The organism is Candidatus Obscuribacterales bacterium (genome assembly GCA_019744775.1).
Classification (GTDB): domain Bacteria; phylum Cyanobacteriota; class Vampirovibrionia; order Obscuribacterales; family Obscuribacteraceae; genus SBAT01.
In genome coordinates this window covers 12302-38121 of record JAIETZ010000007.1, presented here as the reverse complement: position 1 = coordinate 38121, position 25820 = coordinate 12302, and the positions used below count along the sequence as shown (strand labels likewise).

42 protein-coding genes are annotated in these 25820 nt (G+C 48.6%); 15 read left to right on the top strand and 27 right to left on the bottom strand.

What is annotated here, in order from left to right; genetic code table 11:
- Nucleotides 1-28: 28 nt before the first annotated feature.
- From K2Y22_14250 to K2Y22_14175, 16 genes are all read right to left on the bottom strand, one after another.
- Nucleotides 29-511 (bottom strand): hypothetical protein, encoded by a 483-nt coding sequence (locus K2Y22_14250; GenBank protein ID MBX9879615.1) that lies wholly within the window; start codon nt 509-511, stop codon nt 29-31.
- A 22-nt stretch (nt 512-533) separates the two neighbouring features.
- The gene (locus K2Y22_14245; GenBank protein MBX9879614.1) at nt 534-809 is read right to left on the bottom strand and encodes a hypothetical protein; all 276 of its coding nucleotides are present in this window, start codon (nt 807-809) and stop codon (nt 534-536) included.
- Nucleotides 810-951: 142 nt separating this feature from the next.
- Nucleotides 952-1254 carry a hypothetical protein gene (locus K2Y22_14240; GenBank protein ID MBX9879613.1) on the bottom strand — a complete coding sequence of 101 codons (303 nt, stop codon included), beginning with the start codon at nt 1252-1254 and terminating at the stop codon, nt 952-954.
- Nucleotides 1255-1349: 95 nt separating this feature from the next.
- Complete coding sequence (locus tag K2Y22_14235; GenBank protein ID MBX9879612.1) at nt 1350-1604, bottom strand: hypothetical protein; 255 nt, start codon at nt 1602-1604, stop codon at nt 1350-1352.
- Entirely contained in the window at nt 1597-2442 is an 846-nt protein-coding gene (locus K2Y22_14230; GenBank protein MBX9879611.1) for a hypothetical protein, read from the bottom strand. Before K2Y22_14230 ends, K2Y22_14235 begins: the two co-directional genes overlap by 8 nt.
- Before the next feature lie 56 nt (nt 2443-2498).
- Nucleotides 2499-3062 carry a hypothetical protein gene (locus K2Y22_14225; GenBank protein MBX9879610.1) on the bottom strand — a complete coding sequence of 188 codons (564 nt, stop codon included), beginning with the start codon at nt 3060-3062 and terminating at the stop codon, nt 2499-2501.
- Between the two features lie 40 nt (nt 3063-3102).
- A complete protein-coding gene (locus tag K2Y22_14220; GenBank protein ID MBX9879609.1) occupies nt 3103-3417 on the bottom strand; it encodes a hypothetical protein in 315 nt (104 codons plus the stop codon).
- Nucleotides 3418-3448: 31 nt separating this feature from the next.
- Nucleotides 3449-3676, bottom strand: coding sequence for a hypothetical protein (locus K2Y22_14215; protein MBX9879608.1), 228 nt, complete (start codon nt 3674-3676; stop codon nt 3449-3451).
- A gap of 93 nt (nt 3677-3769) precedes the next feature.
- The gene (locus K2Y22_14210) at nt 3770-4228 is read right to left on the bottom strand and encodes a hypothetical protein (GenBank protein ID MBX9879607.1); all 459 of its coding nucleotides are present in this window, start codon (nt 4226-4228) and stop codon (nt 3770-3772) included.
- A 36-nt stretch (nt 4229-4264) separates the two neighbouring features.
- Complete coding sequence (locus K2Y22_14205; protein ID MBX9879606.1) at nt 4265-4648, bottom strand: hypothetical protein; 384 nt, start codon at nt 4646-4648, stop codon at nt 4265-4267.
- Nucleotides 4649-4825: 177 nt separating this feature from the next.
- Nucleotides 4826-5179 carry a hypothetical protein gene (locus K2Y22_14200; protein ID MBX9879605.1) on the bottom strand — a complete coding sequence of 118 codons (354 nt, stop codon included), beginning with the start codon at nt 5177-5179 and terminating at the stop codon, nt 4826-4828.
- A 211-nt stretch (nt 5180-5390) separates the two neighbouring features.
- Nucleotides 5391-5690, bottom strand: a complete 300-nt coding sequence (locus tag K2Y22_14195) for a hypothetical protein (GenBank protein MBX9879604.1) — start codon at nt 5688-5690, stop codon at nt 5391-5393.
- A gap of 61 nt (nt 5691-5751) precedes the next feature.
- Complete coding sequence (locus tag K2Y22_14190; protein MBX9879603.1) at nt 5752-6135, bottom strand: hypothetical protein; 384 nt, start codon at nt 6133-6135, stop codon at nt 5752-5754.
- Nucleotides 6136-6230: 95 nt separating this feature from the next.
- Entirely contained in the window at nt 6231-6725 is a 495-nt protein-coding gene (locus K2Y22_14185) for a hypothetical protein (GenBank protein MBX9879602.1), read from the bottom strand.
- A gap of 89 nt (nt 6726-6814) precedes the next feature.
- The gene (locus tag K2Y22_14180) at nt 6815-7333 is read right to left on the bottom strand and encodes a hypothetical protein (GenBank protein MBX9879601.1); all 519 of its coding nucleotides are present in this window, start codon (nt 7331-7333) and stop codon (nt 6815-6817) included.
- A gap of 458 nt (nt 7334-7791) precedes the next feature.
- On the bottom strand, nt 7792-8214 hold the full coding sequence (locus tag K2Y22_14175; protein MBX9879600.1) for a hypothetical protein: 423 nt from the start codon (nt 8212-8214) through the stop codon (nt 7792-7794).
- Between the two features lie 325 nt (nt 8215-8539).
- Between K2Y22_14175 and K2Y22_14170 the strand changes: the two genes are divergently transcribed.
- From K2Y22_14170 to K2Y22_14140, 7 genes are all read left to right on the top strand, one after another.
- Complete coding sequence (locus K2Y22_14170) at nt 8540-8848, top strand: hypothetical protein (GenBank protein ID MBX9879599.1); 309 nt, start codon at nt 8540-8542, stop codon at nt 8846-8848.
- A complete protein-coding gene (locus K2Y22_14165; GenBank protein ID MBX9879598.1) occupies nt 8820-9248 on the top strand; it encodes a PIN domain-containing protein in 429 nt (142 codons plus the stop codon). The genes K2Y22_14170 and K2Y22_14165 overlap by 29 nt, the downstream gene beginning before the upstream one ends.
- A 372-nt stretch (nt 9249-9620) precedes the next feature.
- Nucleotides 9621-9797: a hypothetical protein gene (locus K2Y22_14160; protein MBX9879597.1), complete on the top strand. Its 177-nt coding sequence runs from the start codon at nt 9621-9623 to the stop codon at nt 9795-9797.
- Nucleotides 9798-9899: 102 nt separating this feature from the next.
- Complete coding sequence (locus K2Y22_14155) at nt 9900-10100, top strand: hypothetical protein (protein MBX9879596.1); 201 nt, start codon at nt 9900-9902, stop codon at nt 10098-10100.
- Nucleotides 10101-10306: 206 nt separating this feature from the next.
- Nucleotides 10307-11083, top strand: a complete 777-nt coding sequence (locus tag K2Y22_14150; GenBank protein ID MBX9879595.1) for a hypothetical protein — start codon at nt 10307-10309, stop codon at nt 11081-11083.
- 21 nt (nt 11084-11104) lie between these two features.
- Nucleotides 11105-11428, top strand: coding sequence for a hypothetical protein (locus K2Y22_14145; protein ID MBX9879594.1), 324 nt, complete (start codon nt 11105-11107; stop codon nt 11426-11428).
- 83 nt (nt 11429-11511) lie between these two features.
- Nucleotides 11512-12309, top strand: a complete 798-nt coding sequence (locus K2Y22_14140) for a hypothetical protein (GenBank protein ID MBX9879593.1) — start codon at nt 11512-11514, stop codon at nt 12307-12309.
- A 133-nt stretch (nt 12310-12442) separates the two neighbouring features.
- Here the strand turns inward: K2Y22_14140 and K2Y22_14135 are convergent, their stop codons facing one another.
- On the bottom strand, nt 12443-12880 hold the full coding sequence (locus K2Y22_14135; GenBank protein MBX9879592.1) for a hypothetical protein: 438 nt from the start codon (nt 12878-12880) through the stop codon (nt 12443-12445).
- 443 nt (nt 12881-13323) lie between these two features.
- Here K2Y22_14135 and K2Y22_14130 point away from each other — a divergent pair, with 443 nt between their 5' ends.
- The 5 genes from K2Y22_14130 to K2Y22_14110 are packed head-to-tail and all read left to right on the top strand — an operon-like array spanning nt 13324 to nt 16142.
- On the top strand, nt 13324-13623 hold the full coding sequence (locus K2Y22_14130; protein MBX9879591.1) for a helix-turn-helix transcriptional regulator: 300 nt from the start codon (nt 13324-13326) through the stop codon (nt 13621-13623).
- Entirely contained in the window at nt 13620-14045 is a 426-nt protein-coding gene (locus tag K2Y22_14125; GenBank protein MBX9879590.1) for a PIN domain-containing protein, read from the top strand. The genes K2Y22_14130 and K2Y22_14125 overlap by 4 nt, the downstream gene beginning before the upstream one ends.
- A 50-nt stretch (nt 14046-14095) precedes the next feature.
- Nucleotides 14096-15418 carry a methylenetetrahydrofolate--tRNA-(uracil(54)-C(5))-methyltransferase (FADH(2)-oxidizing) TrmFO gene (gene trmFO, locus K2Y22_14120; protein MBX9879589.1) on the top strand — a complete coding sequence of 441 codons (1323 nt, stop codon included), beginning with the start codon at nt 14096-14098 and terminating at the stop codon, nt 15416-15418.
- A gap of 50 nt (nt 15419-15468) precedes the next feature.
- The gene (locus K2Y22_14115; protein ID MBX9879588.1) at nt 15469-15726 is read left to right on the top strand and encodes a type II toxin-antitoxin system Phd/YefM family antitoxin; all 258 of its coding nucleotides are present in this window, start codon (nt 15469-15471) and stop codon (nt 15724-15726) included.
- A gap of 23 nt (nt 15727-15749) precedes the next feature.
- Nucleotides 15750-16142, top strand: coding sequence for a type II toxin-antitoxin system VapC family toxin (locus K2Y22_14110; protein MBX9879587.1), 393 nt, complete (start codon nt 15750-15752; stop codon nt 16140-16142).
- Between the two features lie 137 nt (nt 16143-16279).
- Here K2Y22_14110 and K2Y22_14105 read toward each other — a convergent pair whose 3' ends face one another.
- The 4 genes from K2Y22_14105 to K2Y22_14090 all read right to left on the bottom strand — a co-directional run bounded on the left by K2Y22_14105 (nt 16280) and on the right by K2Y22_14090 (nt 17749).
- Entirely contained in the window at nt 16280-16663 is a 384-nt protein-coding gene (locus K2Y22_14105) for a hypothetical protein (GenBank protein MBX9879586.1), read from the bottom strand.
- Between the two features lie 65 nt (nt 16664-16728).
- Nucleotides 16729-17241 carry a hypothetical protein gene (locus K2Y22_14100; protein ID MBX9879585.1) on the bottom strand — a complete coding sequence of 171 codons (513 nt, stop codon included), beginning with the start codon at nt 17239-17241 and terminating at the stop codon, nt 16729-16731.
- Nucleotides 17242-17251: 10 nt separating this feature from the next.
- A complete protein-coding gene (locus tag K2Y22_14095; protein MBX9879584.1) occupies nt 17252-17593 on the bottom strand; it encodes a hypothetical protein in 342 nt (113 codons plus the stop codon).
- Nucleotides 17594-17596: 3 nt separating this feature from the next.
- A complete protein-coding gene (locus K2Y22_14090) occupies nt 17597-17749 on the bottom strand; it encodes a hypothetical protein (protein ID MBX9879583.1) in 153 nt (50 codons plus the stop codon).
- A 294-nt stretch (nt 17750-18043) separates the two neighbouring features.
- On the opposite strand from K2Y22_14090, the gene K2Y22_14085 reads away from it, so the two are divergent.
- The 3 genes from K2Y22_14085 to K2Y22_14075 all read left to right on the top strand — a co-directional run bounded on the left by K2Y22_14085 (nt 18044) and on the right by K2Y22_14075 (nt 20511).
- Nucleotides 18044-18292, top strand: coding sequence for a hypothetical protein (locus K2Y22_14085; protein ID MBX9879582.1), 249 nt, complete (start codon nt 18044-18046; stop codon nt 18290-18292).
- Nucleotides 18289-18636: a type II toxin-antitoxin system PemK/MazF family toxin gene (locus K2Y22_14080; protein MBX9879581.1), complete on the top strand. Its 348-nt coding sequence runs from the start codon at nt 18289-18291 to the stop codon at nt 18634-18636. The genes K2Y22_14085 and K2Y22_14080 overlap by 4 nt, the downstream gene beginning before the upstream one ends.
- Before the next feature lie 276 nt (nt 18637-18912).
- Nucleotides 18913-20511 (top strand): AAA family ATPase, encoded by a 1599-nt coding sequence (locus tag K2Y22_14075; GenBank protein ID MBX9879580.1) that lies wholly within the window; start codon nt 18913-18915, stop codon nt 20509-20511.
- A 582-nt stretch (nt 20512-21093) separates the two neighbouring features.
- Here the strand turns inward: K2Y22_14075 and K2Y22_14070 are convergent.
- The 6 genes from K2Y22_14070 to K2Y22_14045 form a co-directional block, all read right to left on the bottom strand.
- Entirely contained in the window at nt 21094-21687 is a 594-nt protein-coding gene (locus K2Y22_14070) for a sterol desaturase family protein (protein ID MBX9879579.1), read from the bottom strand.
- A gap of 10 nt (nt 21688-21697) precedes the next feature.
- On the bottom strand, nt 21698-22099 hold the full coding sequence (locus K2Y22_14065) for a hypothetical protein (GenBank protein MBX9879578.1): 402 nt from the start codon (nt 22097-22099) through the stop codon (nt 21698-21700).
- 59 nt (nt 22100-22158) lie between these two features.
- The gene (locus K2Y22_14060) at nt 22159-23721 is read right to left on the bottom strand and encodes a hypothetical protein (GenBank protein ID MBX9879577.1); all 1563 of its coding nucleotides are present in this window, start codon (nt 23719-23721) and stop codon (nt 22159-22161) included.
- A gap of 116 nt (nt 23722-23837) precedes the next feature.
- Nucleotides 23838-24587 (bottom strand): hypothetical protein, encoded by a 750-nt coding sequence (locus K2Y22_14055; protein MBX9879576.1) that lies wholly within the window; start codon nt 24585-24587, stop codon nt 23838-23840.
- 66 nt (nt 24588-24653) lie between these two features.
- Nucleotides 24654-25028, bottom strand: coding sequence for a hypothetical protein (locus K2Y22_14050; protein ID MBX9879575.1), 375 nt, complete (start codon nt 25026-25028; stop codon nt 24654-24656).
- A 30-nt stretch (nt 25029-25058) separates the two neighbouring features.
- On the bottom strand, nt 25059-25757 hold the full coding sequence (locus K2Y22_14045; GenBank protein ID MBX9879574.1) for a nucleotidyltransferase domain-containing protein: 699 nt from the start codon (nt 25755-25757) through the stop codon (nt 25059-25061).
- Between the last annotated feature and the right edge of the window lie 63 nt (nt 25758-25820).

Sequence of the window (25820 nt, the reverse complement as noted above, 5' to 3'; positions counted from 1 at the left end):
ATGAACTGAAACGATGGTTCGAACATCTTTAACCTCCGTAAATGTGACACTTGGGTGTGAGTGCTTCTGCTTGTCCGCCTTTGCGAATGTATTGCGCGAGCGTGTCGTCCATTCCGATGAGAACGTCGCGGGCTTTTATGACGCGACTGCGTTGGGTCGGATGGACGGCGGTAAACAACACATCGCCCCGGGCATCCAATTGCAAGAGGATGCCGTCAAGCTGGGTGGTGTGCTCTGCCAACAAGTCTTCGATTGTTTGCTTGCCTGCTTCTGTGCGCAATTTTTCGTATGGTACATAGTCGTGGAGGTCGTATATACCTCTGACTCGCTCAATGTTTTCGCAAGTGAGGTAATTGACTCGCTGTGTGAGAAGCAGAAGCAAGAGAACTGACGTTTTATCGAGTTCGGCGGCTGTGGCGCCGAAGTGATATTGCGTTTGGAATGTGGCTCTTTTGTCGAAGATGTCTGTCAATCGGTCGCGCACGCGTTGTGCGTAGTCTCTATTGTCCATATGTGCTGCTCCTTGCTCTGCTCTAAACGAGCGCGAGTGTGATTTTGTATTCGATGGTGACACCATACTCTTCGTGGATGACGTAAATAACGACTGAGTCTTTGGTCTCAAAGGAGAGGGAAACACGTCCGAGATTCGTCGTGCCATGCTCTTTCCAGTGTGTAGGCACGCTTACGTAAACATGTTCAGGACCCCACTCTTCGACAAATGCCTTCAGGACTTGGCAGAGGAGTTCTTCGTCTTCCGGATTGCGAAACATGCTCTTCTGTTTGTTAGGTTGTTGATTGTTGTTTTGCATAATTCATATCCTCCATGGGGACCAGTCTTGAGAAGTGACGCATGGGTGGTAGTGAACCTCCGGCTCCGAAGAACCCTCTACTGAGCATTGCGATGCGCCCAGCAACATTGCTGCTGCTGGGCTGGTGTGTGGCTAGGTTGTGTTAGCCTTCGAGTCCGGCTTTGTTCTTCTCGGCGACGTAAGCTTTGTTCGCCTCGTTGACTGCATTGTCGTCATGCAGTAAATCGAGCGGGCGCCAGACGTTGCGTAGATTATCCAATCCTGCGTCTAGTGTGTTTAGTTCTGAGTTGATTGAATTCAATCGCTTGATCAACCACTCAGTCTCCGACGCAGCATCAGTCAGCCCGCGTGACTCAAGATCCGCTTTCATCAACTCAAGAGCGCCGACTTTTGCGAGCAAATCTTTCGAACTTAGGTTTTGAATTCCGTTGTAAACTCCAGTCATGCTTCCACCTCCTGTGTGTAACAGGTTTTATCCTGGTAGTTCTAGCGCGATAGAAAGAAGCAGCATGTTGCCACGCTGCTTCTTGTGCTACTTGGTTAGTCTTCCAAGTCGCGGGTGTTCACGTTGCGGTACTTGTTGAGGTCCTTGCGGGACTTCTTGCGTGCACGACTATTTTGAGCCTCCACGGTACCGCCATGAGCACCGCCGCCTACAAAAGCTGGGTCGTAACCTTGCTCAATTCTGAGATCACGGTCGATTCCTTTTTCCTGTTGGCGAAGTTGCTTCTTCGAAATCTTCATGCCCTTTTGCTTTCTCTGTTGGCGAGTCTCGTAGGACTTTTGCTTAGCCATGATTTCTGTACTCCTTGTAGTTGTGCATTGTTCTGATGCCACCACCACCGCCGCCGCGAGCTTGAACCGTGATACGGCTGCTCTTGGCGGTCGGCTTTGATGGCGTGGGTAGCGCGTACGTGCCGGTTTTCCAGTCGTACACAAAGTGTTTTTCGAGACCGATGGGCTTGCGTTGCTCGGTACGCTCACGTTGCATGAGAGGGTACGAGCCAGGCTCGTGAGTGACAATCTTGCGCCAGCTCGGCTCGATGCCGTGCTTGCCGTATGGATTTTCACCGTAAGCCCAGAAGTCTGTTTCTGGTTCACACAGAGCGTGCTGATACTTGTTGTTTTCAGCAAGATGTATGTCCATTGTTTTTCTCCAGTTGAAGATATAGCCAAGTGCTCGCAAGTCGTCCTTGGCCGCTTTCAGAGTGCTGTGTTGCAGAACGCGCAATGGTTCGGTCAACTCCTGCTTCCGCAACGAGTCAATTACATCCCGGTACGTCTTGAACATATTCGGGCTGTCATTGCGACTCTTTTCCCATCCGTCGAAGCTGTTGCCATAGCGGCGCAATGGCAAAAACCTCTTGTTTTTCAACTTGCGGAAGCGGCGGTTGTAGGGTTGTTTGTGATCGGTCAAACGCTGTTGCGCTTCGTCAAGACCAGACCAGTTCGATCTGAAGTCCTCCCAGTAGTCGTGCTGGTATTCCAGAAGCTCTTGCTCCATGTCGAGGATTTCGGCATGCAACTCCCATCGGTTGATATGTGTTGATTGCAGCGTGTTGGTGAAGTACCGCTCTTCTTCGGTAGAGAATTGAGCAGTCGAAGGAGCAGAGGCGTTCAGCAATTGCAACATCAAGACCTCCTTGTCTTTTCAGGGTTTCGTTTTCTTTGGTTGAATGATCCATTCGCTTATCTACGAGTGAGTTTTGCGACAGACTCGGCGAATGCGGCGTGACTGCTGATGTCTACCTGCAACAGAGGCTTCTGGAAAAAGTCTCCTTGAAGGCAGCGGTCTTCGTGTGAGTAGAGCCAGTACGCAGGTGTGACACGGTCATCGTCAATGGTGAACGAGCAGTGTTGTTGCGTCCCTGTCTCAATTGCGTTTGTGCTGAGCAGTTCGAACAGTGGAGCGAAGATGTATTCCCGAGCTACGGACTCGGACACTTTCTCTATCCGGCTCCAGCTTGCCTTGCCGTTGTTTGTTCGTGCCAACACTTCTTTCTCAAGCATTGCGACGAAATCGCTAGCCCACCCGAGATTTAGCTTGTGTACATTCAAAGCCCAAACCTCTGCGTAGAAGAAGATTTCTCGCTGTATCGCGCCGCGGACGGTCTTGGTGAAACCGTCCCTTCTTGGATACTGCGCAAGCACTCGGTCCAAAAGGTCGCGGTGAAATTTCGCTTCCTTTGCGGCAGTTTCGAATTGTTGTGCGTCGAGTTGTTTGGGTGAGTACGTATACTTCTGTCTTTTCATGTGATCCTCCGTAGCTGGGTCAATGGGTGGTAGTGCTGTATTACTGAAAGCTGCTCAAGCTGAGCTTGAGTGTGCGGGCGTTTTTGTTTTTTGCTCGCACTGTCGACAGTTCGGTCTGTAGGGATGTAATTTTTGATTGTTGAACTGACACCTTGCGCTCAAGCGATTTGCGCAGGTTTTGCTCTTCGGTGATTTTGGTGTTGAGCTTGTTGACTTCGCCATTTAGTGAGTGCACCCACCGCCAGCAGTGTGCGAGTTGGTCGTTGGTGGCGAAGGATGTGAACGCAGCGAGGAAAGCGGCCACATAGGGGTGACCGCAACTTGCTGCGATGAGGGCACAAATAAGTGCAATCATTATTGAGGTAACCTCCAGTGATGAGAAGCTGCTACTCGCCCCAGCCTGGATCGCCATAGACTTCGGCAACTGGGACACGACGCGGGTCGTAGCCGGCTGGCGATGTTTGTGGACGGTAATCACTCGGCTGGCTGTAGTGGGACTGAATCTTGATATTGGGATTACCTGTGACTGGTTTAACCAAGCCAGCGACCCAAGCTGAAGTTCCCCAGCCTGCAATGTAAGTTGCCATAGCGGTTTCGTCTTTGTATGTGCTCATTAATAATGCCTCGCTTTTGTTTGTTGGGAATTAAAGTCAGAACCCGACGCCTCGCGGTGCCGGGTTCTGACTAGTGCTGAACTATGGATTGAGTTACCTGATGAACAGCGGATTCACCGGTGCTTCGCATGATGCGGATTGCCAGCAGACGAAGAAGTACTCGGTGCTTTTAACTCCTTTCTGCTGGAAGTAGAACTTAGCATCAAGCTGTGTGTTGGTGAGGTAATCGGGGCGACCGTTGGGGCTGATGTTCAAGTAGTTGAGTCTGTGTGCTCCGACTTGAACTTGCTTTCCATTGAGTTCCCAGCCGTCTTGATTGCCGGTTACTCTCACGTATGGCCAGCCATGCTCGTCCATTCCGAACATCAATATCGTCACTGTGTTGGCCAATGCGATGCTTGATACTTTCCCTTTGGAATCGACGTGGACGGGGAATTCTCCGTTTGACGTCTGATTGCCGAAGACATCGAGCACCTGCTTGCGGAACTTGTGGCGATTGGTTTCGCTTGGTCCACGGCGGGAATTGTCGGGCAATTTGATGTTGAATGCCATGAGTCCTCCTTTTGTTGGTTGTAGTGAATGGGTCTGCTACGCAGCCTGTAGTTGTCCGGCAAGGTATTGCAGATGCTCTTGGGCGTACGGGATGAAGAGCCCGTAGTGAATGTCTCTGAATCGTCCGCGCACGGCGAGCTGGAGTTCGGTGCGACCGTTGTAGCTGAATGCCGAAGCAAACAAGAACAGAGCGTCACCATTGAGATCGAACTTCTGAACTTTACCTTCGATAATCCCTTGCACAAGGGACAAGATTTGTGCGTCGCTGAGCGCATCGAGTTTTTTCGTCGGTGGCGGGTTGACTGGTTTGTCTCCAATCATCACGCCTTTGCACTCATCGAGTTGTGCGAGCTCTTGCAGCTTAGTGAGGAAGGAGCTGACGAGAGTGGATGCATTGGCGGTTGAAACGACTATTCTCATAGTGACTCTCCTTTGTCTTGTGTAGGTAATTCGAAATACTTAAAATGGCCGCAGGGACGGTGCTGCCCCGTCAGGAATCATCCCTGATCCCCCTCACTGGAGTGCCTGCGTCGGAAGGCAGCATCCGAAAATGCTGCCATTAGTGGAAAGACTGCTTCTCGTTGAGTTAACAGTCAGCTAGCTGTATTTCTTGGTTTTTTCCAAAACCTTTTTTCGATTTGTGATTTCATCTTTCGTGCTGTCGGGGTTGGCGCCGTAGTTGAGGTTATGTACGAGCGCCCTGAGATTCGCATAGAAGATTCCGAGCGGCTCTTTGATCCCGGCTGCTTCGAGTAAGCGCCCCAGTTCGATTGCTGATTCAATGTATTCGAAATCCCGGGCTTCCAAGCATGCTGATTCAACAACTTTTAGTTGAACGAGTGCAGTTATCGCTACTTCTCTATCCCAGAAGAGCATCTTGCTTGAAATACCTTTGGCGATTTTGTAAGTAATACCTTCGAGGATGTTGTATCCTGCTGGTTTTATCTGCATATTTGAGACTCCTTTTTCAATAATTGAAGTGCATATCTGTTTTTCAAATTGCTCGCGAGGGTGGGTGTTGCTCAACCACAAGCTGCATCCCTGCAGTCAGAAACTGTCTCCTCGGGATTACCGAGTTCGCTCGCGATGAAGCAAGCAGTGGTTGGTGCCACTGCTTGCTGGAAAATCTTGTTTTGCTTCTTGATGATTGATAAGGTCGGTATTATCCGAAAGCAACTAGAGACTCCGACCGCTTGTTTCCAGAGCTTTCGAGGACCGCAGTCAAGAATTTGGCGGGCTGCTCCAAGTGGCTAAGCATTTCAATTTCTTCCTCGGAATGTTCCTCGTTGGCTGAATCCTCTTTGAGTTCGACAAGCGTGTATCCTCGTCTTGAATAGTACTCGCGAAGTTCGTCTTCCGATTCGAACTCACTTTCAATGTGGCAGACGACGTAATCATGCTCATCGCAGCCTCCGCATGAGTCGCCTTGGTATTCCGATTCGATTGTTCCATACTTGGTCACGTGCTGGTCTCCTTTATTTCCGGGGATTTGAGTTTTGGACGGGTAGAGTAACCAGAAGTGGCTAGACTGTCTGAAGCTGAGTCGCGAGGGTGCTTAATAGGGCGTTTGCATATGGGATTAAGCGTCCGTATTGTGAGTCGTGCAATCGTCCGCTAACCGTAAGGTGAAATTCGGTACGACCATTCTGGCTGTGTGTGAAAGCGAAGAGGAAAAGCTCGTCACCATTGAGATCGATCTTGTGAACTTTACCATCCACGATACCTTGCACAAGATCTAGGAATTCTGCGTCAGAAAGAGCATCGAGCTTATTCGTAAGAGTGGGATTGACTGGGCTATCACCAATCGTCACGTCTCTACATTCGCTGAGTTGAGCAAATTCTTTCAGCTTCGTGAGATAAGAGGTGACAAGCGTTGTTGCGTTTGCGGTTGGAACTTCAATCTCCATGAGAGTCTCCTTTGTGTGGTGTCTGGTTTAATGCGCACGTAAAAACCCGACGCCTCATGGTGTCGGGTTGCTTGAGTCTCACTTTCCGGTTAGTTCTAGCGAGGTTCCAATTTGACGCGAAGTTTGTAGCCGAGATTGGCAAGCGCACGCATGACACCGCGGAAGGTCTGTTCATGGTTCGCCTGTTCGAGACTGGATACTTGCGCTTTCATTGTGTGTTCGTCTTCGGCCTTTGTCCGAATGCCTTGCAAGAAGGCGGCAATGTCCTGGCTGATCTGTGATTTGCCAAAGGATTTCAGAACCTTCGAACCAATAAGACGCTTGTCGTTATCGTCGATTGGGTAGACCTCCAGCTTCACATTGCGTTTGATTGTCACAGCCATTTTCATCAAGTCGAAAACGGCACCAGGCAATTTTTGATTGCGCGTCAGATTTCGAACCACGCTTGCCGAAAGTCCGGAGAGCTTTGACATGCCTTGTGTCAGTTCTTCGACTTCCAAGCCTTGTGGCTTGCAGATGTCCTCAAGCTGATACCAAACATGCCAGCCTTGCGCTTTAAGTTGGTCATTGACGAATTTCTCGATTTCCATGAACTCACCTCCTGGGGCGTTGTGAAACAACGACCTGAGGCACGGTTGCTTCAGGTCGTTTTAGTTGTGAAAGCTGATTTCCGGTCGGCTTAGAACTCCATCGCCTTGTACTCGACGCAGTTAGTCTGCTGGAGGTACTGGGACCACGCCTCGTTGATTTTTGTAGTCGAGCCCATGCGATAGATTTTCTCGAGCAGTTGGTTTGCTGCTTCTAGGAAGCATTCGTATTGAGCTTCTTTGCTTTCCTTCACGCCGAGCAGGAATTCGAAAGTCCAATGAAAGTTGGTTCCGTGGGCAGCTCCGACAATGGACAAGTCTCCTTCGCCGAGTATGACTCTCTGCCACGGAATATCCGGACAATCTTCGCCTGCCATTGCGTTAAACGTTTCCGGACCTGAGGCTGGCATGTGCACGAGTGTATTCGCTGCATTCAAGAGTTGCTCTTTGGTTAAGAGTGGAAGCGGCGGCTGACCATTAGCATCAACGAAGCGGTCTTCTTGGGCAAGTAGGGTAACCCACTGCAAAATGGCGCACGTGGTTTGCACAAACATGTTTTTCCATGATTGAACTGTTGGATTGAGAGCTTCGGGTTGTGCTTGAGTTTGCATGTTTGTCACTCCTGTATGTAGATTGGATAAACGTAAAAAACCGACACCATAAGGCGTCGGGTATAAAAGCTTTGAATTGAAATCAGGTTGCTAGATAGCTGGGTTGTACTCGTTGTATTTGAGAAATGTATTTATGTGTCCGTTACCCTATATTTTTTGAACTTCAAGACACAATAGTTATTTAGGAAACTACGAAATGCATATTAATGGGAATGCTTAATGCATTGAAATTCCAATACTGTTGTACCGTAAAGTTCAATTTCTACTTGAATTTGCAGCTTTCATTTCGCCTGAAAACAAGTGATTTATGGGGTAGCTTATGGGGCAAAATTATCAAACCCAGTCACCATGCGGGTCTACGTAAGCTTACGAAAATTAGGGGTGCTTAACATATCGCGAGCCCGCATGGACACGTGGTTGTACGTAGGTGGTGTGTGGGTCGGCCCTCTTTGGTATCACTACCAGCTGAGCACCTTATTGCGTCCGGCGTATGCGTCGAAAAGCACGCTGACAAGTTTCAGAGGCACGTGTGCCTTCGGCTTCCAGTAGTCCTCGTGCTGCTTGTGCCAATTGACGAAGCGCTGGTTGAGAGGACCCTCGGCGGTGTAAACCTCCCAGTTGAGGAGTCCATTTTCTTGCCGTGGTTCAGACCAGCTGATTTGAATCCAGGGTGGTGTTATTCCATGCGATGCTGCGAAGACGTCCAACATGGTCTGCACGTTCTCTTGTGTCAAATACATTTTTTGCTCCTGTGGGAAGTTCTGCGCGCGTGAAATATCACCTGGTGTAATTACCAGATGAAATGCTTTGGGAAAGAGATGGAAACTACGTTTGAGGCGTTTGTTTAATTGAGAATGAGAATTGGATGTAACTGATACCATTACAAATTCTTTGATCTATAACAATTCAATTTCCCGTAGAATTCCCACCATTAGCGGGCGTTAAGATATCGCGAAGCTCGCACTCCGTCTAATGTTTGGCGTTTACGAATGTCGTTCTGAGAGCGGCAGCCCGAACAATCTCACGGCTTTAACACGCTTCGGACAGGGCGCATGCAATGCGCCCCTACAGAGCAGCCTGATGGAACATTAGAGACTCTGACAGCTAGCGCTTCGTCTAATCTTTGGCGAATTAATCACTTGGCTTGAACTTTTTCGCGTCTCAAACGTATTAGTTAGTAAAGGCAATCAACCGAGGAATTGAAAAGTGGTACAATTATGTAGTACAAATGCGACTATGGCACCTGTAATGAACACATCCATCAGACTTACTGCCGAACTAAATGTGCTTCTCAACAAAGCGGTTTTAAAAACCGGCAAAAAGCGTTCTCGAATTATTCGCGAGGCACTGGAGACTTATTGTCGCTCTCTTATGCAGCAGCCCGAAGGATCGCTCTACGACAAGTTGATGGCAGGTGGCTGGAAGCCGATTCGGACTGGAATACGCAATCTCTCGACGGACAAGGAATTATTACGGAGGCGAGTCCGTGAAAGAGCCGCGCGCGATAATTCTTGATGCGGGGCCGCTTGTTGCTCTGGCGAATGAAGATGATAATCGCCACGAGATTTGCGTCCGTACGATGAAAAAGCTTTCCGGCAGCGTTGCTGTGTACACAGTAGCTTCCGTGCTGGCCGAAGCACTGTGGTTGTTGCCGCAAGGCAAACATAGTGTTGATTCTGTGTTCAATAGTCTTTCGTTGCTCGGCTGTCAGATTGTGTCGTTTGACTCGCAAGATTTACTGGGTGCTCAGGAGTTGCTGAAAAAATACGCGGATTTGCCTATGGATTTCGCTGATTGTGAAATTTGCCTAGCTGCTGAGAAGTTAAAGATAGACACCATTTTTACTTTGGATAAACGGGATTTTTCAATTTATCGACCGAGTCACGCTAAGAGTTTTCGCCTCATACCGGACTGACGGCCACTATGTCTCGCGCTAGCCTCGCGAAGACGATCTTGTCGTCTTGCGTGCGGAAATTACGTATAAATTCCGCGAAATTGATTTGGAAATTCCATCTAGTTATTAATACGGTATGTCTATATCCCTAATTCTCTATCTCTCCAACTAGGCAACAAACACCGCAACTAGTCTTCATTCCAATCAATGCGTCGCTCTTCCTTGAAGAGTCGGAGAAGCACGTCGTCACGTGAGGTCATCATGAAAAACCTGAACTGCCCGGGAGGCAAGTGCAAATTATTGTGTCCCCCGGGCTGTGGGGCGCATGCGCTGTTAGAACGTAAATGTAGCCAGAAAATTATTGAAACTGTTAGAGCATCAAAGAAATGCGTTGTGCAAATTCGTCTCAAAGACAATGGCACTAGCAAAACTGCTCAACAGTTTCGCGAAGCATTGCAGAGCAAATTCAAGCTCGCAGTGCTCGAAGAAGTCTTGGTCGGGCGCTTACCGCCACAAGTGGTTAAGTGTCTGACAAACAGTCTGTTTGTCTCGGAAATTTTAGACAAATAGGCTGGATTACCTGACGATGCAGCCCTGTCGCAAGACATCTGCGGTTTACCAGGCAGGCTTTGCTGCCTGGGTCAGCCCCCTAGCTCATAAGGAGGAAATATCATGGCTGATGGTAATAACATTCGTTGTAAGGATGCGAACTGCAACTGCGGCTTGGACACGGGGAAACCCATGACCAGCTACAGGAGAAAACGGCCTGGACAAGGCACGACTCCTGTAGTCAAACCAAGTCTCAGCAAAACAAAGGAAGAAGCTGTCGAGACTGCCACTGAGCAGTCGGCTGATTCCAGTGCCGGACCGTAGCTGGGTCCGTAACAACGAATGTCCAAGTCGGTTCGGCCCTCCGGGCCGACTTGGTTTACTACCCTTTTTTTTCTGGCATCACATTTATTTCAGGCACACAGACAACAGGAGCGAAAGCTATGTTCTCAACACTCAAATGCGTGACCTCAATAGTCGCGCTTGTTTTGTTTTTTGCGTCGACAATTTTGCCGGCGATGTCCTACGAAATGGATTACTTTCCCAAACCCACTCCTAAGCAGCATGTCTACGTTCAAAAAGGCTGTGCTGGTGAGAGTATGGGCGATGCTTTCTTTGCAGAAGTGGAGTCTCGCCTCGCGGCGATTTCCCAAAAATACAAAAAGGATGTCTATCTTGTTTGTCTGAACTCCTACGAGAGCGATGGCAACAAGATGCAATCGTCGATTGGTGTATACGCGGGACTATTGTGGCGCGAGTGGACCAGGCGCGAGGTTCAGGAGTCCAATGCGATTGTCGTTACCTTGGCAGGAAATCAGGCAGGGATGAGTCGAAGTTGGGCTTGGTATGGTAGTTCGGTAACTATTCCGTTGATGACCAACAGCGACAAGGCTGATCAGTTTCTAAAATCAAGTACGGATTGCCTGGTTGATCGCAACTGCCCGCAACTTTATGTTCGTTCAGTATTGCTGGACGTGGAGGATCAATTTGAAGCAGAAGCAGCTAAACAACGAGAAGCTGCTGCTCAGAAAAAGGCTCAGGAAAAAGCTGCTGCCGAAGCTGCGGAAACCCAGAAACAAGCTGCAGCGAAGTCTGCCGAAGAAGCCAAAATACAAGCCGCCAGGCAATCTGATCACGGCGGGAATCCGCAATATGCTGTCGCTATCGCTGGTTTGGAACAAGCAAAGGACGATGCCGTGAAAAGAGTTGGTGAAATTAATTACCCTCTGTTTTGGACAGTTTTGGGAATGGTTGCTTTCGCTGCGGTTGTCGGGATCATTTTAGAGATCAAAAAAGGAAATAGTTGAAGAGACTACGGAGGAAACCCAATGAAATATGAATCAACAACTGGCGGATCGTCACGAACCCTCAGCATTAACCTCTCCGAGGAAGATGCTCCCGAAAAGATTGTATTGAATAAGATGGACGATCTTGAGCTGGTCTACGACGAGCGCAAAGTGAAACGCATCACGCTGCCTGATGGACTCTTTAGTTTTTCCGGAAAAGGCGTTAACGAGAGAACATCCCGTGCGGACAACGGCGTTCTCACGCGAGGTGCCACTGCTTTCCATTCCGGCGAAGGTAGCGTCAAGCTCACGATTGTCGGACCTAAGGGCGACCTGGACTTGGTCATTCCCTGCCTGGTCAAATAGCTGGAAATAAGTTTTACACCGAGGAGAGACGGCTTCGTCTCTCCTCTTTTTTGAGGACAAACATAATGACAGAAAATAGTCCCTTGCAAGAAAACGCAAGGAAATTGTGGGAGCTAAGCATTCGCATTGGCTATGCAGCCGATTTGCAGGTCAAGCTTCTTGCCGGGCGAGATAAAACAAAAAACTGGTCCGAAATCATTCACGCGGCCCAGTGTGTATTGCTAGGACAGCAGCTGAACATGCTTTTGAGATTACTTGGAGGATTGGAGCAGTTTTCACCGCGAGCACCTATCTCTGATAGAGCCAAACTCTCGGACACGACAGAGCGCCAGGCGCTCATGAACGTTAAACGCGAGTTTAAGGAGTTGAAGAGAAAGAAGACTGAGGTAGTAGCATCGCCTCTAGGGTTATACCTCTATGAGAAGTCGTTCTCCACTCTTGATGAAGCCATTGCGATGTTCCATGCGGCGCTCAACAAAGAGACCTTAATCAGTGCAAAACTGCTTCAAGGAAATCATCAAAAGGCTGAGCCTTCCGTGACCGGGTTGCAGGAGAAATACCATGCTCTTTGCGCTACGGTGGACAACCTCTATCTCATGAGTTTCGTCGACCATTTGCTCATATCGGCAAAAGCTATCGTCGAGCCCCCGCTTGCGCTGTCGCCAGGGGAAAACGCCAAGCCTCTCAGTAAGTGGGCGGAAATGGAAGGTGTTAAGGACGTAACTGAGCGCGTCTACACTTGTGGCGATGTCGATGTGACTTCCGTCTGGACTGCTGTTTCTAAGGAAGTAGCCGAACAGACCCGACCAATTGAGTCAACACTCTACGCGCTCAGCTTGATTGAAGTGGCAGCCGAAATCGGAAACAAGCTTGCGCAGTAACCGACCCGAAGAGTGAGCCCGGAGAATTGCTAATGTGATTCTCTGCGCTCTCTCTTTTGATTGTGAATAACTATAAACGATAGTATAACTTCCGAAAAGAAAACCGTCCTGGGGGCAGAACGGTTTAATGGAATTAGGCGTATTCGATTTCGATAACTCGTGGCAGGAATTCCTTTTCCACGATTGCCAGATCATCCAAAACTACTTCGAACTGCGCTACGGACTCTTGGTCCTTGTAGCGAACGTACACGACTTCGGATTGAATCTTAGCCTGGCTGAGAACATCGGCAATTCCATCCCGGATGTATTCCAGAACCTGGGCTCTGAGAGTTTCAGGAGGTAGAGTATTTAACCAATTGGTTTTTTCTTGCACGTAGGTGATTTCAATTATCTTCGGCAGATACAGAGAGACTCGAAGTGACGTCTTGCCTGTTATGAGATCTGCGCGGGTGATTGAAACAGCTCTGCCTACGGAATTTTCCTGTAGAAGAACTCGGCTTAGTCCGTTGATCAAGCGCTGGGTTATTTTGCTTCCGAGACTTGTCTGGTATGGATTGTTTTCGTCGTTCATGATGGGACTCCTTTTAGTAAGTACGTAAGACAACAGCATTTCCCGGAAGGCTTGCTGCCGACTGAAAATGCTGAAAGTGCAATGAGTGATTGCGGTTTGGTTTAGAGAAAGCCTTTTGTTGAATAGAAGATCAATGAGTAACTAACCCTAGAAAGAAGAGCCTAGAGAAAGCAAGGGTGGCGACCAAATTGCTCCGCTAGCTGCGCGAGCCTCTAAGCAATTTGTGTCGCATAAACGTCGCGAAAAAGTTATGCGCCGCTCGCGGTGTCCGAATATATTCATGACAAGAGTGATATAGCTAACTATAAAAATATAACTACTAACTTGACGAATATAGCTTCTAGACTTATGCTAAAAACGGGCTGTAAAGAACGAATGATTCTCTCATGACAAGTTTTCGCATACGCTTGAGAACACCTGAGCTAAGGGCGCGAAGTGGCAAAATGAGCCAATCGCAGCTAGCGAAGGTTGCTGGACTTACGCCGGCAACTATCTCGAATTTGGAGTCGGGAAAGTTGAAGCGGATTGAGTTGGATACCCTAGCTAAGTTGAGCCGAGCCCTTCATTGTTCGTTGGATGATCTATTTGAGATAACTGACCAGTCAGTTGATGACCTTACCCAAAAGCAGAAATCTGCCTTGTCGGCCCTTATGGGTACAGTTGGCTATAAGTCGACTTACAAACCGGATGTATTGGATCGCCAGCTTTCTAATATAGAAGACCAGCAGTATAAGAAGCCATGATTTTTGTGGACACTATCGCCTGGATTGCCCTGTTCGATGCCGATGCCGCTTCGCCCTACTCGGAGGCAGCCCGGGAATTCGTGGCTTCCATTGAGGAGCCGTTAGTGACTTCGGACCTGGTTATAGCCGAGACGCATAAGTGGCTGGTCTACCATGGAAAATCCCAGGCTCTCGCCACCCGAGCTATTCAAAGCCTGGTCGATCAGTCGGCTTGTACCGTCCTGGACATCCAAAACGAAGACCGGCAAAATGCCTTTGTTATTCATAGGAAGTACTCGGACCAATTGCTTTCCTTAACCACGGCAATGTCGGTTGCCCTAATGCGCCGCTACCAGATAGCCAAAGTCTTGAGCTTCAACAAGCACTTTCTCCTATTCCCCGACGTCATCCGAGTCCCCGAGACTGAACCCGCGAAAATGTGAACACGTGTGTTCACACCGGGGTAAAAAACGTCGCATGCTAAGCTATGCGCATGGAAAAGACACCGCACGTTACCGTTATCGGGGGCGGGCTAGCCGGTAGTGAAGCTGCCTGGCAGTTGGCCAATCTCGGTATAAAAGTCCACTTCTATGAGATGCGCCCGAAGCGTATGACGCCGGCACATCACACGGACAAGTTGGCTGAACTCGTATGCTCAAATAGCCTTGGCTCATTCGATCCCAAAAGCGCCTCGGCTTTACTCAAAGAAGAGCTGAAGATTCTCGGTTCAAAACTTATCGAACTCGCCTGGACACATCGAGTTCCTGCCGGACAAGCTTTAGCGATCGACCGCGAAGGTTTCGGCGACGCGGTGACTAAAGCAGTCATGGAACACCCAAATGTGACCGCCCACAGAGAAGAGTTGCCCGAGTTGCCGGAGCAAGGTATTACCATTGTCGCCACCGGTCCATTAACTACAGAGTCTCTCGCCAAATCCATCTCGCAAGTGACAGGTCACGAACAACTCCATTTCTTCGACGCGGCGTCCCCAATTCTTACTCGCGATTCCATTAACTTCGACAAAGTCTTCGCTCAAAGTCGATATAACAAAGGCGACGGCGAATACCTTAATTGCCCGATGAGTAAAGACGAGTACCAGATTTTCTGGGAAGCATTAACCACTGCCGAGAAGGTTGAATTAAAGGACTTCGAAAAGGACACGAAGTATTTCGAGTCGTGTTTGCCAGTCGAAGTAATTGCTTCCCGCGGACACAAGACCCTGCGATTTGGTCCGATGAAACCGGTCGGACTACAAGACCCGCGAACCGGCGAGAAACATTTTGCGGTTGTCCAACTTCGACAAGACAATGCCGCCGCCGACTTGTTTAATATCGTAGGCTTTCAGACCAACCTTAAATGGGGCGAACAGCAAAGAGTCTTCCGCCTAATTCCCGGATTGGAAAAAGCGGAGTTTGTCCGACTCGGAGTGATGCACCGCAACACTTACTTAAATAGTCCCGTCGTTTTGCAGCCGACTCTTCAATTGAAAAACAAGCCGACCATATTCTTCGCCGGACAACTAACCGGCACGGAAGGTTATACCGAATCGATCGCCACCGGATTAATTGCCGCAAGAAATGCCGCCCGCCTTTTTAATGGCGAAGAGCCGATTACAATTTCTCCCAACATGATGATCGGTGCATTACTTCGATACATCACAAACGCCAATCCAAAAAATTTCCAGCCGATCAATTCCAACTGGGGAATCTTCGATGTCCCGGAAGAGTGGAAAAAATTGGACAAGCAATTGCGGCATAGCCACATCGTCGATCGGGCACTTGCTGATGCGAAAGAGCTGACTGCTAATCTGGGCTAATTGACAACCAGTATAAAAATGTAGTAACATATCTACATTGGAAGGTCTCGATGTCTATTACAAGCATGTCTAGTCGCGAGTTTAATCAAGACTCCAGTGGAGCAAAAAAGCTGGCCCAAAAGGGTCCGGTGTTCATTACTGATCGCGGACGTCCTGCACATGTTTTATTGAGCATCGAAGACTATGAAAAACTCACCGGTAAGAAAGGCAACATTGTTGAGTTGCTGGCAATGCCCGGCATAGAGAATGTAGAGTTTGAACCGCCACGTATGGACGGGCCTTTCTTTCGTCCTGCTGACTTAACCTAATGTATCTCCTTGATACCAATGTCGTGTCCGAGCTCAGAAAGGCGAAGTCCGGTAAGGCTAACAGCGGAGTGCTGGCATGGGCTTCTACTGTCTCAGCAAATAGTCTCTATCTTTCCGTCATCACTATCCTCGAACTCGAAGTTGGTACGTTGTTGGTCGAGCGTCGTGATCATGCACAAGGGCAAATGTTTCGTGATTGGCTAAATGACTATGTGCTGCCGGTCTTTTCCAATCGCATTTTGCCGATCGACATAGCCGTTGCGCAGCAATTTGCGAAATTGCACGTGCCGCAACCACGCGGAGATCGCGATGCGTTGATAGCAGCCACTGCGCTAACGCATCGCATGACTGTTGTTACTCGCAACGTGAGCGACTTTGCTCCTATGGGAGTTGCGTTGAATAATCCCTTTGTTTAGATTTGAGTTTAACCCGCTATGTAAAATAGTAGATTGGGGGACGGAAAAAGCAGTCCGGTTTCTCCGTGAGACTGGTTGTGCTTCGGACAACTGAGGGCAATTAATCTATCGATTGATCGCCCTCAGCGTTCCTCTGCCTATTGTTTCTTTTTCAATTTTTCCTGGAGTTTAGCCTCCACTTCATAGAATAAATTTTGTGGGACGGCTTGCTTCACAGCAACAACTACGACGCGATCCGGGGTGCACGTCAATTGATCTTGCCAGTCGGTGGTTCGCAACTTGTCTGCAGTTAGCAATCGGAGGTAGTCGGGGTCATCCTTGCATAGTTGTGCAACAAATACAGCGGCATCTTTCAATAGGTCTTCATCGGGCTTGCTTCTTAGGAAAACAGCCGGTTCGCCAGTTACCCGATAGGTTGTTCGATCAATTACAAGAATCGCGTCTTTGGCAGGCGCGTAGTCGGTAATTGAATTGCTCACTACATAGTAGTTTTCGTGACAGATTATCACTTGTTGTTTCATCGTTCTTTTCCTTGTGTTGGTAGAACAAGGGCGCATGCAATGCGCCCCTACAACATCGTGAGGTGTTATTGCCTCTTCACTTTGTTCGATCTGAACAGGGCGTTTATCGTGTCGATCCATTCTTGAACGTAGGCGGGGCTGCCTTCGTCTTCGGCATCACCTTCATCTCGGCTGACTGTGATGTGGACATAGGCTTTTTCGCAGCGTGGTTGTCGCCAGGACATCACTACCCAGTCTTCGTTGAAGCAGGCGATGCTTTCGAGAATGCAAAGCTCGACGTTTTTGCGCAATTCTTCGAGCTTTCCTTTGGCGCGCAACGTTGGCGGCTCTGGTGTGTCCTTGGGCTTTCCTGCCTGCACGACGATGCCGGAAAAGATACTGCGGATGTATTGGAGTTCTTTTGCTTTCAGTCCGGTGACGATTACGGCGTGGTTATCTTTGGCAAGTCTTGCCGTGGCGTGGTCTCCGTAATATGACTGAATTGCAACTTCGATCAATTGGGCGGAATTGTCGACGTTGCCGTAGTCTTTCAATAATTCTTCTTTGCGTTGTTTGGATAGTCTTCTTGCTTTTGGCATATTTTTTCTCCTATTTGTTGTCGATGAAAGATTTCAACTGTCCAGACTCGGTCAGCTGAAGTTGGACCGCGCACGTCTTGTGTGTGCGACTTATTTCCTCGTATTGCATGCTACCGCATGTGATGAGGGCTAAAAAACTAGCGACAATGAATGTGACGCTGGTAAGCCGCCTTTGATAGGTGGCGCTCAGCCATTTGTTTGAAACAATAAGGCTGGTGGTTACTAGCCACGTTGCGACTAACGCACATCCAAGAGCGATGCTATATTCACCGCAGATTAATCCATGCGCGGCAAGAATTGCCAGGACGGAGAAGCCGGCGAATATCGTCAGCTTGGTTAAAGGGTGTGGCACTTTCTAACCTCTTTGCTGTTTGTATTTGTGATAACCGCACCACTCCATGGCGCGCATGTCACCGACGGTTCTCGCGAGGAAATTGAACAGACCTTTCTTCCAGCTGGGAAGTCCTTGGTACCATTCGCCGGCGGTTGGTGGAAATTGATTTGACATAGTGTTGTCTCCTTGTTGATGGTTGTACGCACGCGACATTCGGCTAAAGCTCGAAAAAGAGCTTTAGGGAAAATGCGTTTCTAGTGCGGTGCTTGTCTTGGCGTTAAGTTAGAGATGATTTGTGTGAGTGCGAGAGTCATCTCACCCTAATAAATAGAGAAGTTCAATTTCAGGTAGTTGGCGGATTTGCTTGATGCTATCCCCATAGGCGGAGCTAGCGCACCAGCTAATCTAATATTGTCGGGGGTATAACGATATGTTATACTAAGGGTATAACAAAGGACTTATTCGAATATGCCGCAATTTAAAACAGCAATTTCAATTGATGAATCCGTTTTTGAAGCAATGGATGATGTCGCCGGTCGCTTGTCGATTTCACGCAGTCGAGCCTTTGAACTGGCTGCTCGTCAATTCGTGAAGCGTTACCGGGAAGAGTTGGTTACTGCAAAACTCAATAAAGTCTACGGAGACAAGAAGGGCAAAGATGACTTTGTAGAGGCAATGTTTGAGTATCAAATCGACATCATGGAGACTTTTGAGTGATAGAACAGGGCGACCTGTTTTGGCTGAACCTGGCAAAACCGACTGGATCGGAGCCGGGGTTTCGTCGTCCTGTGGTTGTTGTTCAAAACGGTATGTTTAACAGAAGCAAAATTAGGACTGCAGTCGTTTGTGCGCTAACGACAAATATGAGTCTAGGCGAAGCTCCGGGTAATGTGCGGTTGAACAAGGGCGAGGCTGGACTCAAGCAGGAAAGCGTAGTGAATGTCTCGCAGATATTTACTGTCGATCGATCGCATCTCAAGGAAAAGATTGGCACCATTTCTCCGAGGCGGGTCGTTGAAATTATTAAGGGAATCGAATTAGTTATACGTCCAGCTCTTTAAAATATCCCTGTTTTGTCGGCGATAGTATTGTTGATGCATATGGTTTGAGTATGTGTTGACCCTAGTTGGCGGGGCTTGATTTCTAAAATCTCATGTTATACTTGCATCCGTAAAGGCAGAGCCCGTCTGAATTTCAAATTTAAATTTACCAGTTGACCGACAGATTAATAGAAAGAGGTGCCAAGTCCGGCTAAGTAAAAGCCCAGGACTTCAGTTTTGACCGGCTATCGCGCCAAATCAACCTTAGAGTTATGATCGAATCACGGAGATGATTTCATGGAATACATCCCACCTGCAGACGACCTATCCTCTTTTCTGTCCATGCTTCCGGACAAAGTTAAAGCGAAGCTTGAGAAAGACACCGACGGACTTGTCGAAATCGTATTGGATTTAGGGCGAAAACCAGAAGCCCGTTATCACGATAGGCACGCGGTCATCTTGTCGGATGAACCAGTAAGTGAATTAGATCTTGAATTTGCGATAAAACGCATTGGACAATTTTCCGGAGACAACCGCGCAGGTATCGAACGTACTCTGCACCGCATATCTTGCATGCGCAACCGCTCAGGCAAAGTAATTGGTCTTACTTGCCGGGTTGGTCGAGCAATTTCTGGGACGATAAGCATCATTCGTGACTTAGTCGAAGGCGGCAAGTCTATTCTTTTCCTGGGACCGCCAGGGGTCGGCAAAACAACTAAACTGCGCGAAATGGCGCGTGTGCTTGCCGATGAGTTGAATAAGCGTGTTGTCGTTATCGATACGTCTAACGAAATCGCCGGCGACGGTGACGTGCCGCACCCGGCTATCGGGCGCGCTCGTCGTATGCAGGTAAGTCATCCGGACCACCAGCACGCGGTGATGATCGAGGCAGTGGAAAACCATACGCCGGAAGCCATCATTATTGACGAAATTGGTACTGAGCAAGAAGCGGCAGCAGCTCGCACAATTGCCGAGCGTGGCGTCATGCTTATCGGCACCGCTCACGGTAATGCTTTGGAAAACTTGCTCAAGAACCCAACTTTGGTTGACCTAATTGGTGGCATTCAAACAGTAACTCTCGGTGACGATGAAGCTCGCCGCCGCGGTACGCAAAAGACTGTTTTGGAACGTGCGCAACAACCGACTTTTGAAATCTGCGTGGAGATACTTGATAGACAGACGCTTGCTGTTCATCGCAACGTGGCCGAATCCGTCGACCAGCTATTGCGTGGCTGGAAGATTCATCCGGAAATTCGTCGCCGCGACGAGTCCACGGGTCAAGTTGCTGTTCTTCAACGCGAAGTGTCGCCTGTGGCAACAGGTCAACATCAGATGGACCATGTCTTCCAGCCGGAGTTTGAACCGCAGCCGGAAGAGACGCATCTTAATATATATCCCTATGCTGTAAGTAAGGGTCAGCTGGAGCGAGTGGTTAAGACGTTGCAGTTGCCTGTTAACGTGGTGAAGTCTATAGACGAAGCTGACGCGATACTTGCCTTGCGCAGTTACGCGCGAGCCGGTGCGAAGATTCACTCACTTGCCGAAGCGCGGAGCATCCCTGTCTATATAGTGAAGAGCAATAACACGCCGCAAATTCAAAAAGCGCTGCGCGAAGCTTTGCACTTAGACACGGAGCAGTACGGTTCGGTCGACTGGGAATCAGATATCCAGGAAGAATCCGAAGTTGCACTCGAGGAAGCGCGACAAGCAATCATGCGAGTCATTGACAGACTCGAGCCGATTGAACTTGCCCCGCGCCGGTCGTACATTCGTCGTCTGCAACACCAACTCGTGGAGCAGTACAACTTAACAAGCCGCTCGATAGGCGACGAACCAATGCGTCGCCTCCGCATCTTGCCACCTGCTACAAGTGACAAGAAGGTGGGGTATATCTAGTCTCGCTTCGTGACGAACCAATGCGTCGCCTCCCTGTCCTGGTATTTGTAGGGGCGCATTGCATGCGCCCTGTCACGTGCATGTAAATTTAGCAAGCCAGCGCGCTGACAGCACCTGTTTTCGAATAGGTGAGGATTTGTTTGTCCGCTGCCGCCAAGATAGCCCTGGGTATTCGTTTCCTTAGGCTAATGCTATGACTCCGCATCCCATTGTTCTTCCAGTGACCCGACTATGTCTCCTCGAATTTCAACTGAGTCACTCATGCAACCAAATGGAAGCACTTTTTGCTTATTGTTGGGAGGTTGCTTTGCTCTGTCCATAAATTGCTATCTCCGCCATAGTTTCGTTATAACGATAGTGGCATCAAAATGTCGTGCTTGTCAATGTAATCGATCTTCTGTGGGTATGAGTTCAGCAAAGTCTGTAACAGACCGCATCTTAGAATTGTCACCCTGCGTGGTTGTAACAACTGTGCTCTATAGTTAATTATCTGACTTAAAAAGACAACACAGCCAACAGGATTATTACGACACAGCAAAAGAGTGGGCATTAAAACGCGCACTCTTTTGCTGTCAAAGCAAGTTAGAACCTGCTCTGTTCTCTAGGAGATCGCACTCTCCATTGCGACTTTTCCATTTCTAGTCGATCACTTTCGCGTTCTTGTGCAAGGGTGCCTAAAAGCCAATCCCACATGGGATAAAAGGCATTGTAGTTTTTGCCTTGCTGGCGATGATGTAAGAAATGGTATCGCGTGTAGAACCCGAATAGCGCGGTGCGAGTCCACCAATGCTGAGCGGACCTATCGTGCATTGCCCGGTGAATAGTCGTCCATGCCACATTGTGAAGCGCGGTGAAAAATAAGACGGCTGCCCCAGTAATTGGATCGATGGACCAGCTCAACAGAATGAATGGACCAACGACAAACACACTGTTGCGGACGCCGACAGGAATACCGACCTCCCTGCCGAATTCGTCTTCCTCGTGATCAAAGACAGAGTAGTAGTGATTGTGGTGAAGAGACGCGTGATTTTTGTACGCCCCTTCCAAGTACTTATTTTTGAAATGCTTCGCTAATCGAGGGCTGTGCATGGGATACCGATGCACCAAGTACTCAATTAACGACACAAGTACATACGCCACCAGCATGCTGGCTGCGATGTGCAGAATTGTGTTCATTTGCACCCTCCTATTGGTGGCTGTTTTGTTCAAGTTGTTTTTTGATGTGCTGCCGACGGCGCCATTTCGCCAAATCGACAACTTCGTTTTCGTCAAAGTCCTTTCCTTCGACTGACAGAACGTAGTCCATCAAGAGTGATTCGATGGCTTCCGTGATGTCTTCCTTTGCGTAGTTTTCGTCGTGCCAGGAGGATGGGACTTTCCTTGTGACCGTAGGCACCGACGCTGAGGATGTCCAAATGGGATTGTCCAAGCCATGGCGTGCCTTCATGTCGGCAATGAAAATGCCGGCGTGGCAATATTCCAGGCGAAAATAGAATTTTTCGCCTGATATAAGCGTGCCTTCTGCTTGCAGGGGACAGGAGCCGCATGGCTCTTGTGTGTACTTCCAAAACTGATCTGAGTAATTCATTTAGGTCTCCTGTATCGTAGGGGCGCATTGCATGCGCCCTTTGTCTCTTCCCTGTCGAACTATCTACCTGATGCGACTCGTTTAGTCGTTGAGCGCTGCCGATTGGCGAGTGAGACTGTGCCGCTTAGCAAAGCTTCCACCTTCTCTTCCCAGCCTTCGTTGTGAAGAATTCGGTGGTCGCCGCGCTCAATTGCTTTCGTTCTTGTGATGGCGTTGCTTGCCAATTGTCTTGCCTTCTGTATATCAGTGAAGACATAAATTGCACCAACGCCGGGATTATCTACGAGATAGAGCATCGAGCCGTGTGCTGTCTCGTAGCTGAAGATGAGGTTGGTGCCGATGACGACGTAGTCGTCTTCTTTGCCTTTCCACATCTGTTTTCGCACGATTGCCTGTAACGCCTTTTGTCTAGGCGTTAGTTTAATCACGCGCTTTTTCTTTTCCTTAGCTTCGGCTGTTACTTGCGTGTGCCAGGGCAAAATGTCTGCAGCGAACTTGCCTTCAAGTCCTGCCAGAAAAAGCTCCCAACAATCTTGTGGAATTGCGTTGATTGGATAGTTTCTCCATTCAGCGCCTTCCGGGCGAAGTTTGGGAAAGCCGACCAGTCCGTTGGTTAGGCTGCCATTGACCCACTGAAACGGATATTCGTAACTGACGACCGAGCCTTCAGTAAGCAGGAAGGCATGTTCCCAGGAAAGGATCGGCACACAGGGTAAATCAATTCTGACGTAATCCACGAAGTACCCATGTCGAAAAATTCCTGCTATATTCGCGACTTGCACCGTTTTGCCGTTTGACAGAATGAGTATTCGTTGTTCGATGCTTGAGGTCACCTTGAATGAAGTCATACTCACTACTGACACAGGCTTGCCTCCCTTAAAGTTCAGTTCAAGCTTGCGTCTCTGTTCTGCTTCCGCTTCTATAGCGCGATGGCCTGCTAGTTCTGCCTTTTGCTTTCGAGCTTGAACTTGCTCAAGCCTTTTCTTCGCTTGTTCTTCTTGGTAATTGATGAGGAACAAACAGCGTTTGGCTTGCTCTTTCAGTTTGTTGGGCCACGTTGGATTCACTTCACTCTCGGACTTCAAATTGAAGGATTGCATGCCGACGCCTTGGTGCAAGAGTGAGACCACAACACAGTGTTTTCCGTCTACGGATGATATGGAAGACGAACACCGTAGCTTGGTGTAACGAATCTCGTCCAGCTTCCTTTGAATTACATTGACGGTAGCCTGGGGGCAACCAGGGGGAATAGCTGATTCTTCGCTGAGCGAGAATGTTTGTGTGCAGAGAATTCTTTCACCGAGATGAGCAGTTTTAGTAACGAGGAGCTGCTCTTTGTTCTTGGGTTGCTCACTTACCTGCCAGTCTATTTGTTCTGTCAATTTGCGGAGAGGGGCTAGGATAAGAACGCCTTTTCTTGGGTTGTCGGGCAGCGTATCGTGAATAATCTGGCAAATCCATTCTTCTCTAGCGCGAGGCTGTTCGGACTTCGGGTGGGAAGTGCTGGTCCAGCGTTTTGAAATGAAAGCTATTTTTGTGAATTTGACATTCTCCGCGCGAATTGAACCTCTGTGTTTCACGAATTTGACTTGAATTTGTTGCCCAACGAATACTTGTGTCATAGGTAACCTCCGAAGTTTTGTGAGGACGAAAAAAAGAGCAGGACAGACGTCCTGCTCTTTTGGGTTTTTCTTTTCGTGCAGCAGCTTTGGGATATTTCAAAGCCGCTTATTGTGTTTTAGATAATCGAATCGTACCGGTGCGGGATGAGTATGACTCTTGTTTCGATCTTGAATTCGCGGACGCCTTCAGTATCGCTGCGTCCCATACGTCCTACATCCCATTCCTGAGGAAGTTCCATGATTTCTTCAATGGTGTATGTGCTACAGCCAATGAAGCTGGAGTTGACTATTTTTCTCAAGTCGCCGGCGATTTCTTCTGCCTGTGCTTTGACGACTTTGGAGAAGTTGGCGGTGCGATGCGTGTATTCGGGGTCTTTGCGCGTGAGACGAGTCTCGATGATGACGAGGTTGACGTTGAACCAGCCAACTTGCTTGGTGAGAGTCTTGTCCAGCTTTCGGTAGGATCGCGCTGACCACATATGAGGAGTTGGATAGTTGGCGTCCATCATTCGCTTGCAGGAGTAGAGATCTTGAATAATTATCCTGTTCAGGCGTGAGACCAAGTCTTCTTTGGATTTCTCATTGCGTTCGAAGTTGTATGACTCTTTTGGTTGAATTATTACTGCTGACTGAACCTTGGCAGAGGTTTTGATGAGTTCAACGACTTTGCTCAGGTCCGCGTTGTCGGCTACGTCAACCCAAGCAACATTTCTGAATCGATTGCGATAGGCTTTGTCTCCTATGCGATCTTCGGGCTTGAACCAATCGGCATTTTGAACGCCGGGTAGTGCTTTAATTTGTTCGAGTTTGGCCTTAGTCACCTCGGCGTTGTCATAATTGTTGATGTTTACACAAATACTTTTCATGTTTTTCTCCTGTGGTGTCTTAAAGAAACGCTTCAGAGCTTAAGTCCGAAGCGTTTCTTGTTAGTCCTAGCGCGAATGCTTGGACCCATATTTTTTCAACAAATCCTGCACGCCATATTCTGGCGGCTGCCAAAACTCACTGAGGACAACCTTGTAAGTCCTCTCCCCCCGCACGTCTCCGGGATGTCTGGGTTCGTGCATTACATTGACCAGGATTTCCTTCACGCCCATCCAGGGGAAGCTGGGCCATTCAACTTTTCCCTCAAACTTATCATTCACGACCGCATAGATGCGATCGCCGAGATATTTCTCCATAAAACAACCCAGAACTTCCCCATCACATTCAAGAAATTTCTGGGTCTTCTCCCAACTCTCACAAACTCCCTTCAATTGAGGGGAGTAATCTTCACTATCCTGATGGAAAACCAAAAATATGGACACTAGTTACCCTCCGCAGACATGTAATAACGCTTACCAGTACTTTTGTCTCAGGGACAAAAGTAGCTCGTTGATTGGATCAAGATTCCACTGCTCATCGATTGTTGAATTTAGGTATGCTGTCTCTAGCCGTGCCTCCAAGTCTTGCCCTAGAGTCGTTACCTCGTCCAGACTCAGCAGCCCTTTCTTGGCGCGCATAACAGCATCGCCAATTTCGCTATCGACAATCCTTACGGTAAAGTCGCCGGATTGAAGCAACTCAATACCATTGAAAAGAATTCTCAGATAATGAGCTGCACACTTGCTTCTTCTGTCTTGGTTCTGTGCTTGCACAGCCAAATGCTTCTGCTTGTGCGCATTCCCGCGATAGCAGTGCAGTATTCGCCTTTTGCTCAGGAAGTGAGGAAAAAGTTCTCTTATGGCAAGTCCGTCATCGGTGATGGACAGGAACGGCGTCTTAAATGTCTCGATCACCGATGGTTCGTTTTTCAACGCCAGCTCGATATACCGATGAAGCTCCCATGCATTTTCATCGGTGTTTTCTAACTTGTCTGGTTTGTACTTATAACCAAAAGACAAGATTGCTCTGGTTGGCTGGATAAACAATGTCCTTGTATCAACATCAGATGATTGAAGCTGTGTGCCGTGCGCCTGTGAACCGGCAAGCGCTGTCATGAGAGTGGTCGGCTTCCAGTCAGTCGGAAGCGGATGCGCCTGAAATTTGTTGGTCATGTAAGCAATGCCTCCGTCTAAACTCAAATAAAGGCTCGTTTCCAAAGCAAAACAACGCGCGCA

Bases quoted from the DNA above. Each gene is read 5' to 3' on its own strand.
- K2Y22_14205 (MBX9879606.1), bottom strand. From the start codon at position 4,648: ATGAGAATAGTCGTTTCAACCGCCAATGCATCCACTCTCGTCAGCTCC.
- K2Y22_14190 (MBX9879603.1), bottom strand. From the start codon at position 6,135: ATGGAGATTGAAGTTCCAACCGCAAACGCAACAACGCTTGTCACCTCT.
- K2Y22_14090 (MBX9879583.1), bottom strand. From the start codon at position 17,749: ATGTCAAATCAATTTCCACCAACCGCCGGCGAATGGTACCAAGGACTT.
- K2Y22_14135 (MBX9879592.1), bottom strand. From the start codon at position 12,880: ATGAACGACGAAAACAATCCATACCAGACAAGTCTCGGAAGCAAAATA.
- K2Y22_14240 (MBX9879613.1), bottom strand. From the start codon at position 1,254: ATGACTGGAGTTTACAACGGAATTCAAAACCTAAGTTCGAAAGATTTG.
- K2Y22_14225 (MBX9879610.1), bottom strand. From the start codon at position 3,062: ATGAAAAGACAGAAGTATACGTACTCACCCAAACAACTCGACGCACAA.
- K2Y22_14045 (MBX9879574.1), bottom strand. From the start codon at position 25,757: ATGACCAACAAATTTCAGGCGCATCCGCTTCCGACTGACTGGAAGCCG.
- K2Y22_14085 (MBX9879582.1), top strand. From the start codon at position 18,044: ATGCCGCAATTTAAAACAGCAATTTCAATTGATGAATCCGTTTTTGAA.
- K2Y22_14150 (MBX9879595.1), top strand. From the start codon at position 10,307: ATGGATTACTTTCCCAAACCCACTCCTAAGCAGCATGTCTACGTTCAA.
- K2Y22_14200 (MBX9879605.1), bottom strand. From the start codon at position 5,179: ATGCAGATAAAACCAGCAGGATACAACATCCTCGAAGGTATTACTTAC.
- K2Y22_14065 (MBX9879578.1), bottom strand. From the start codon at position 22,099: ATGAATTACTCAGATCAGTTTTGGAAGTACACACAAGAGCCATGCGGC.
- K2Y22_14185 (MBX9879602.1), bottom strand. From the start codon at position 6,725: ATGGAAATCGAGAAATTCGTCAATGACCAACTTAAAGCGCAAGGCTGG.
- K2Y22_14235 (MBX9879612.1), bottom strand. From the start codon at position 1,604: ATGGCTAAGCAAAAGTCCTACGAGACTCGCCAACAGAGAAAGCAAAAG.
- K2Y22_14180 (MBX9879601.1), bottom strand. From the start codon at position 7,333: ATGCAAACTCAAGCACAACCCGAAGCTCTCAATCCAACAGTTCAATCA.
- K2Y22_14125 (MBX9879590.1), top strand. From the start codon at position 13,620: ATGATTTTTGTGGACACTATCGCCTGGATTGCCCTGTTCGATGCCGAT.
- trmFO (MBX9879589.1), top strand. From the start codon at position 14,096: ATGGAAAAGACACCGCACGTTACCGTTATCGGGGGCGGGCTAGCCGGT.
- K2Y22_14220 (MBX9879609.1), bottom strand. From the start codon at position 3,417: ATGATTGCACTTATTTGTGCCCTCATCGCAGCAAGTTGCGGTCACCCC.
- K2Y22_14245 (MBX9879614.1), bottom strand. From the start codon at position 809: ATGCAAAACAACAATCAACAACCTAACAAACAGAAGAGCATGTTTCGC.
- K2Y22_14100 (MBX9879585.1), bottom strand. From the start codon at position 17,241: ATGCCAAAAGCAAGAAGACTATCCAAACAACGCAAAGAAGAATTATTG.
- K2Y22_14230 (MBX9879611.1), bottom strand. From the start codon at position 2,442: ATGTTGCAATTGCTGAACGCCTCTGCTCCTTCGACTGCTCAATTCTCT.
- K2Y22_14070 (MBX9879579.1), bottom strand. From the start codon at position 21,687: ATGAACACAATTCTGCACATCGCAGCCAGCATGCTGGTGGCGTATGTA.
- K2Y22_14145 (MBX9879594.1), top strand. From the start codon at position 11,105: ATGAAATATGAATCAACAACTGGCGGATCGTCACGAACCCTCAGCATT.
- K2Y22_14155 (MBX9879596.1), top strand. From the start codon at position 9,900: ATGGCTGATGGTAATAACATTCGTTGTAAGGATGCGAACTGCAACTGC.
- K2Y22_14130 (MBX9879591.1), top strand. From the start codon at position 13,324: ATGAGCCAATCGCAGCTAGCGAAGGTTGCTGGACTTACGCCGGCAACT.
- K2Y22_14115 (MBX9879588.1), top strand. From the start codon at position 15,469: ATGTCTATTACAAGCATGTCTAGTCGCGAGTTTAATCAAGACTCCAGT.
- K2Y22_14105 (MBX9879586.1), bottom strand. From the start codon at position 16,663: ATGAAACAACAAGTGATAATCTGTCACGAAAACTACTATGTAGTGAGC.
- K2Y22_14250 (MBX9879615.1), bottom strand. From the start codon at position 511: ATGGACAATAGAGACTACGCACAACGCGTGCGCGACCGATTGACAGAC.
- K2Y22_14215 (MBX9879608.1), bottom strand. From the start codon at position 3,676: ATGAGCACATACAAAGACGAAACCGCTATGGCAACTTACATTGCAGGC.
- K2Y22_14075 (MBX9879580.1), top strand. From the start codon at position 18,913: ATGGAATACATCCCACCTGCAGACGACCTATCCTCTTTTCTGTCCATG.
- K2Y22_14055 (MBX9879576.1), bottom strand. From the start codon at position 24,587: ATGAAAAGTATTTGTGTAAACATCAACAATTATGACAACGCCGAGGTG.
- K2Y22_14210 (MBX9879607.1), bottom strand. From the start codon at position 4,228: ATGGCATTCAACATCAAATTGCCCGACAATTCCCGCCGTGGACCAAGC.
- K2Y22_14175 (MBX9879600.1), bottom strand. From the start codon at position 8,214: ATGGTATCAGTTACATCCAATTCTCATTCTCAATTAAACAAACGCCTC.
- K2Y22_14060 (MBX9879577.1), bottom strand. From the start codon at position 23,721: ATGACACAAGTATTCGTTGGGCAACAAATTCAAGTCAAATTCGTGAAA.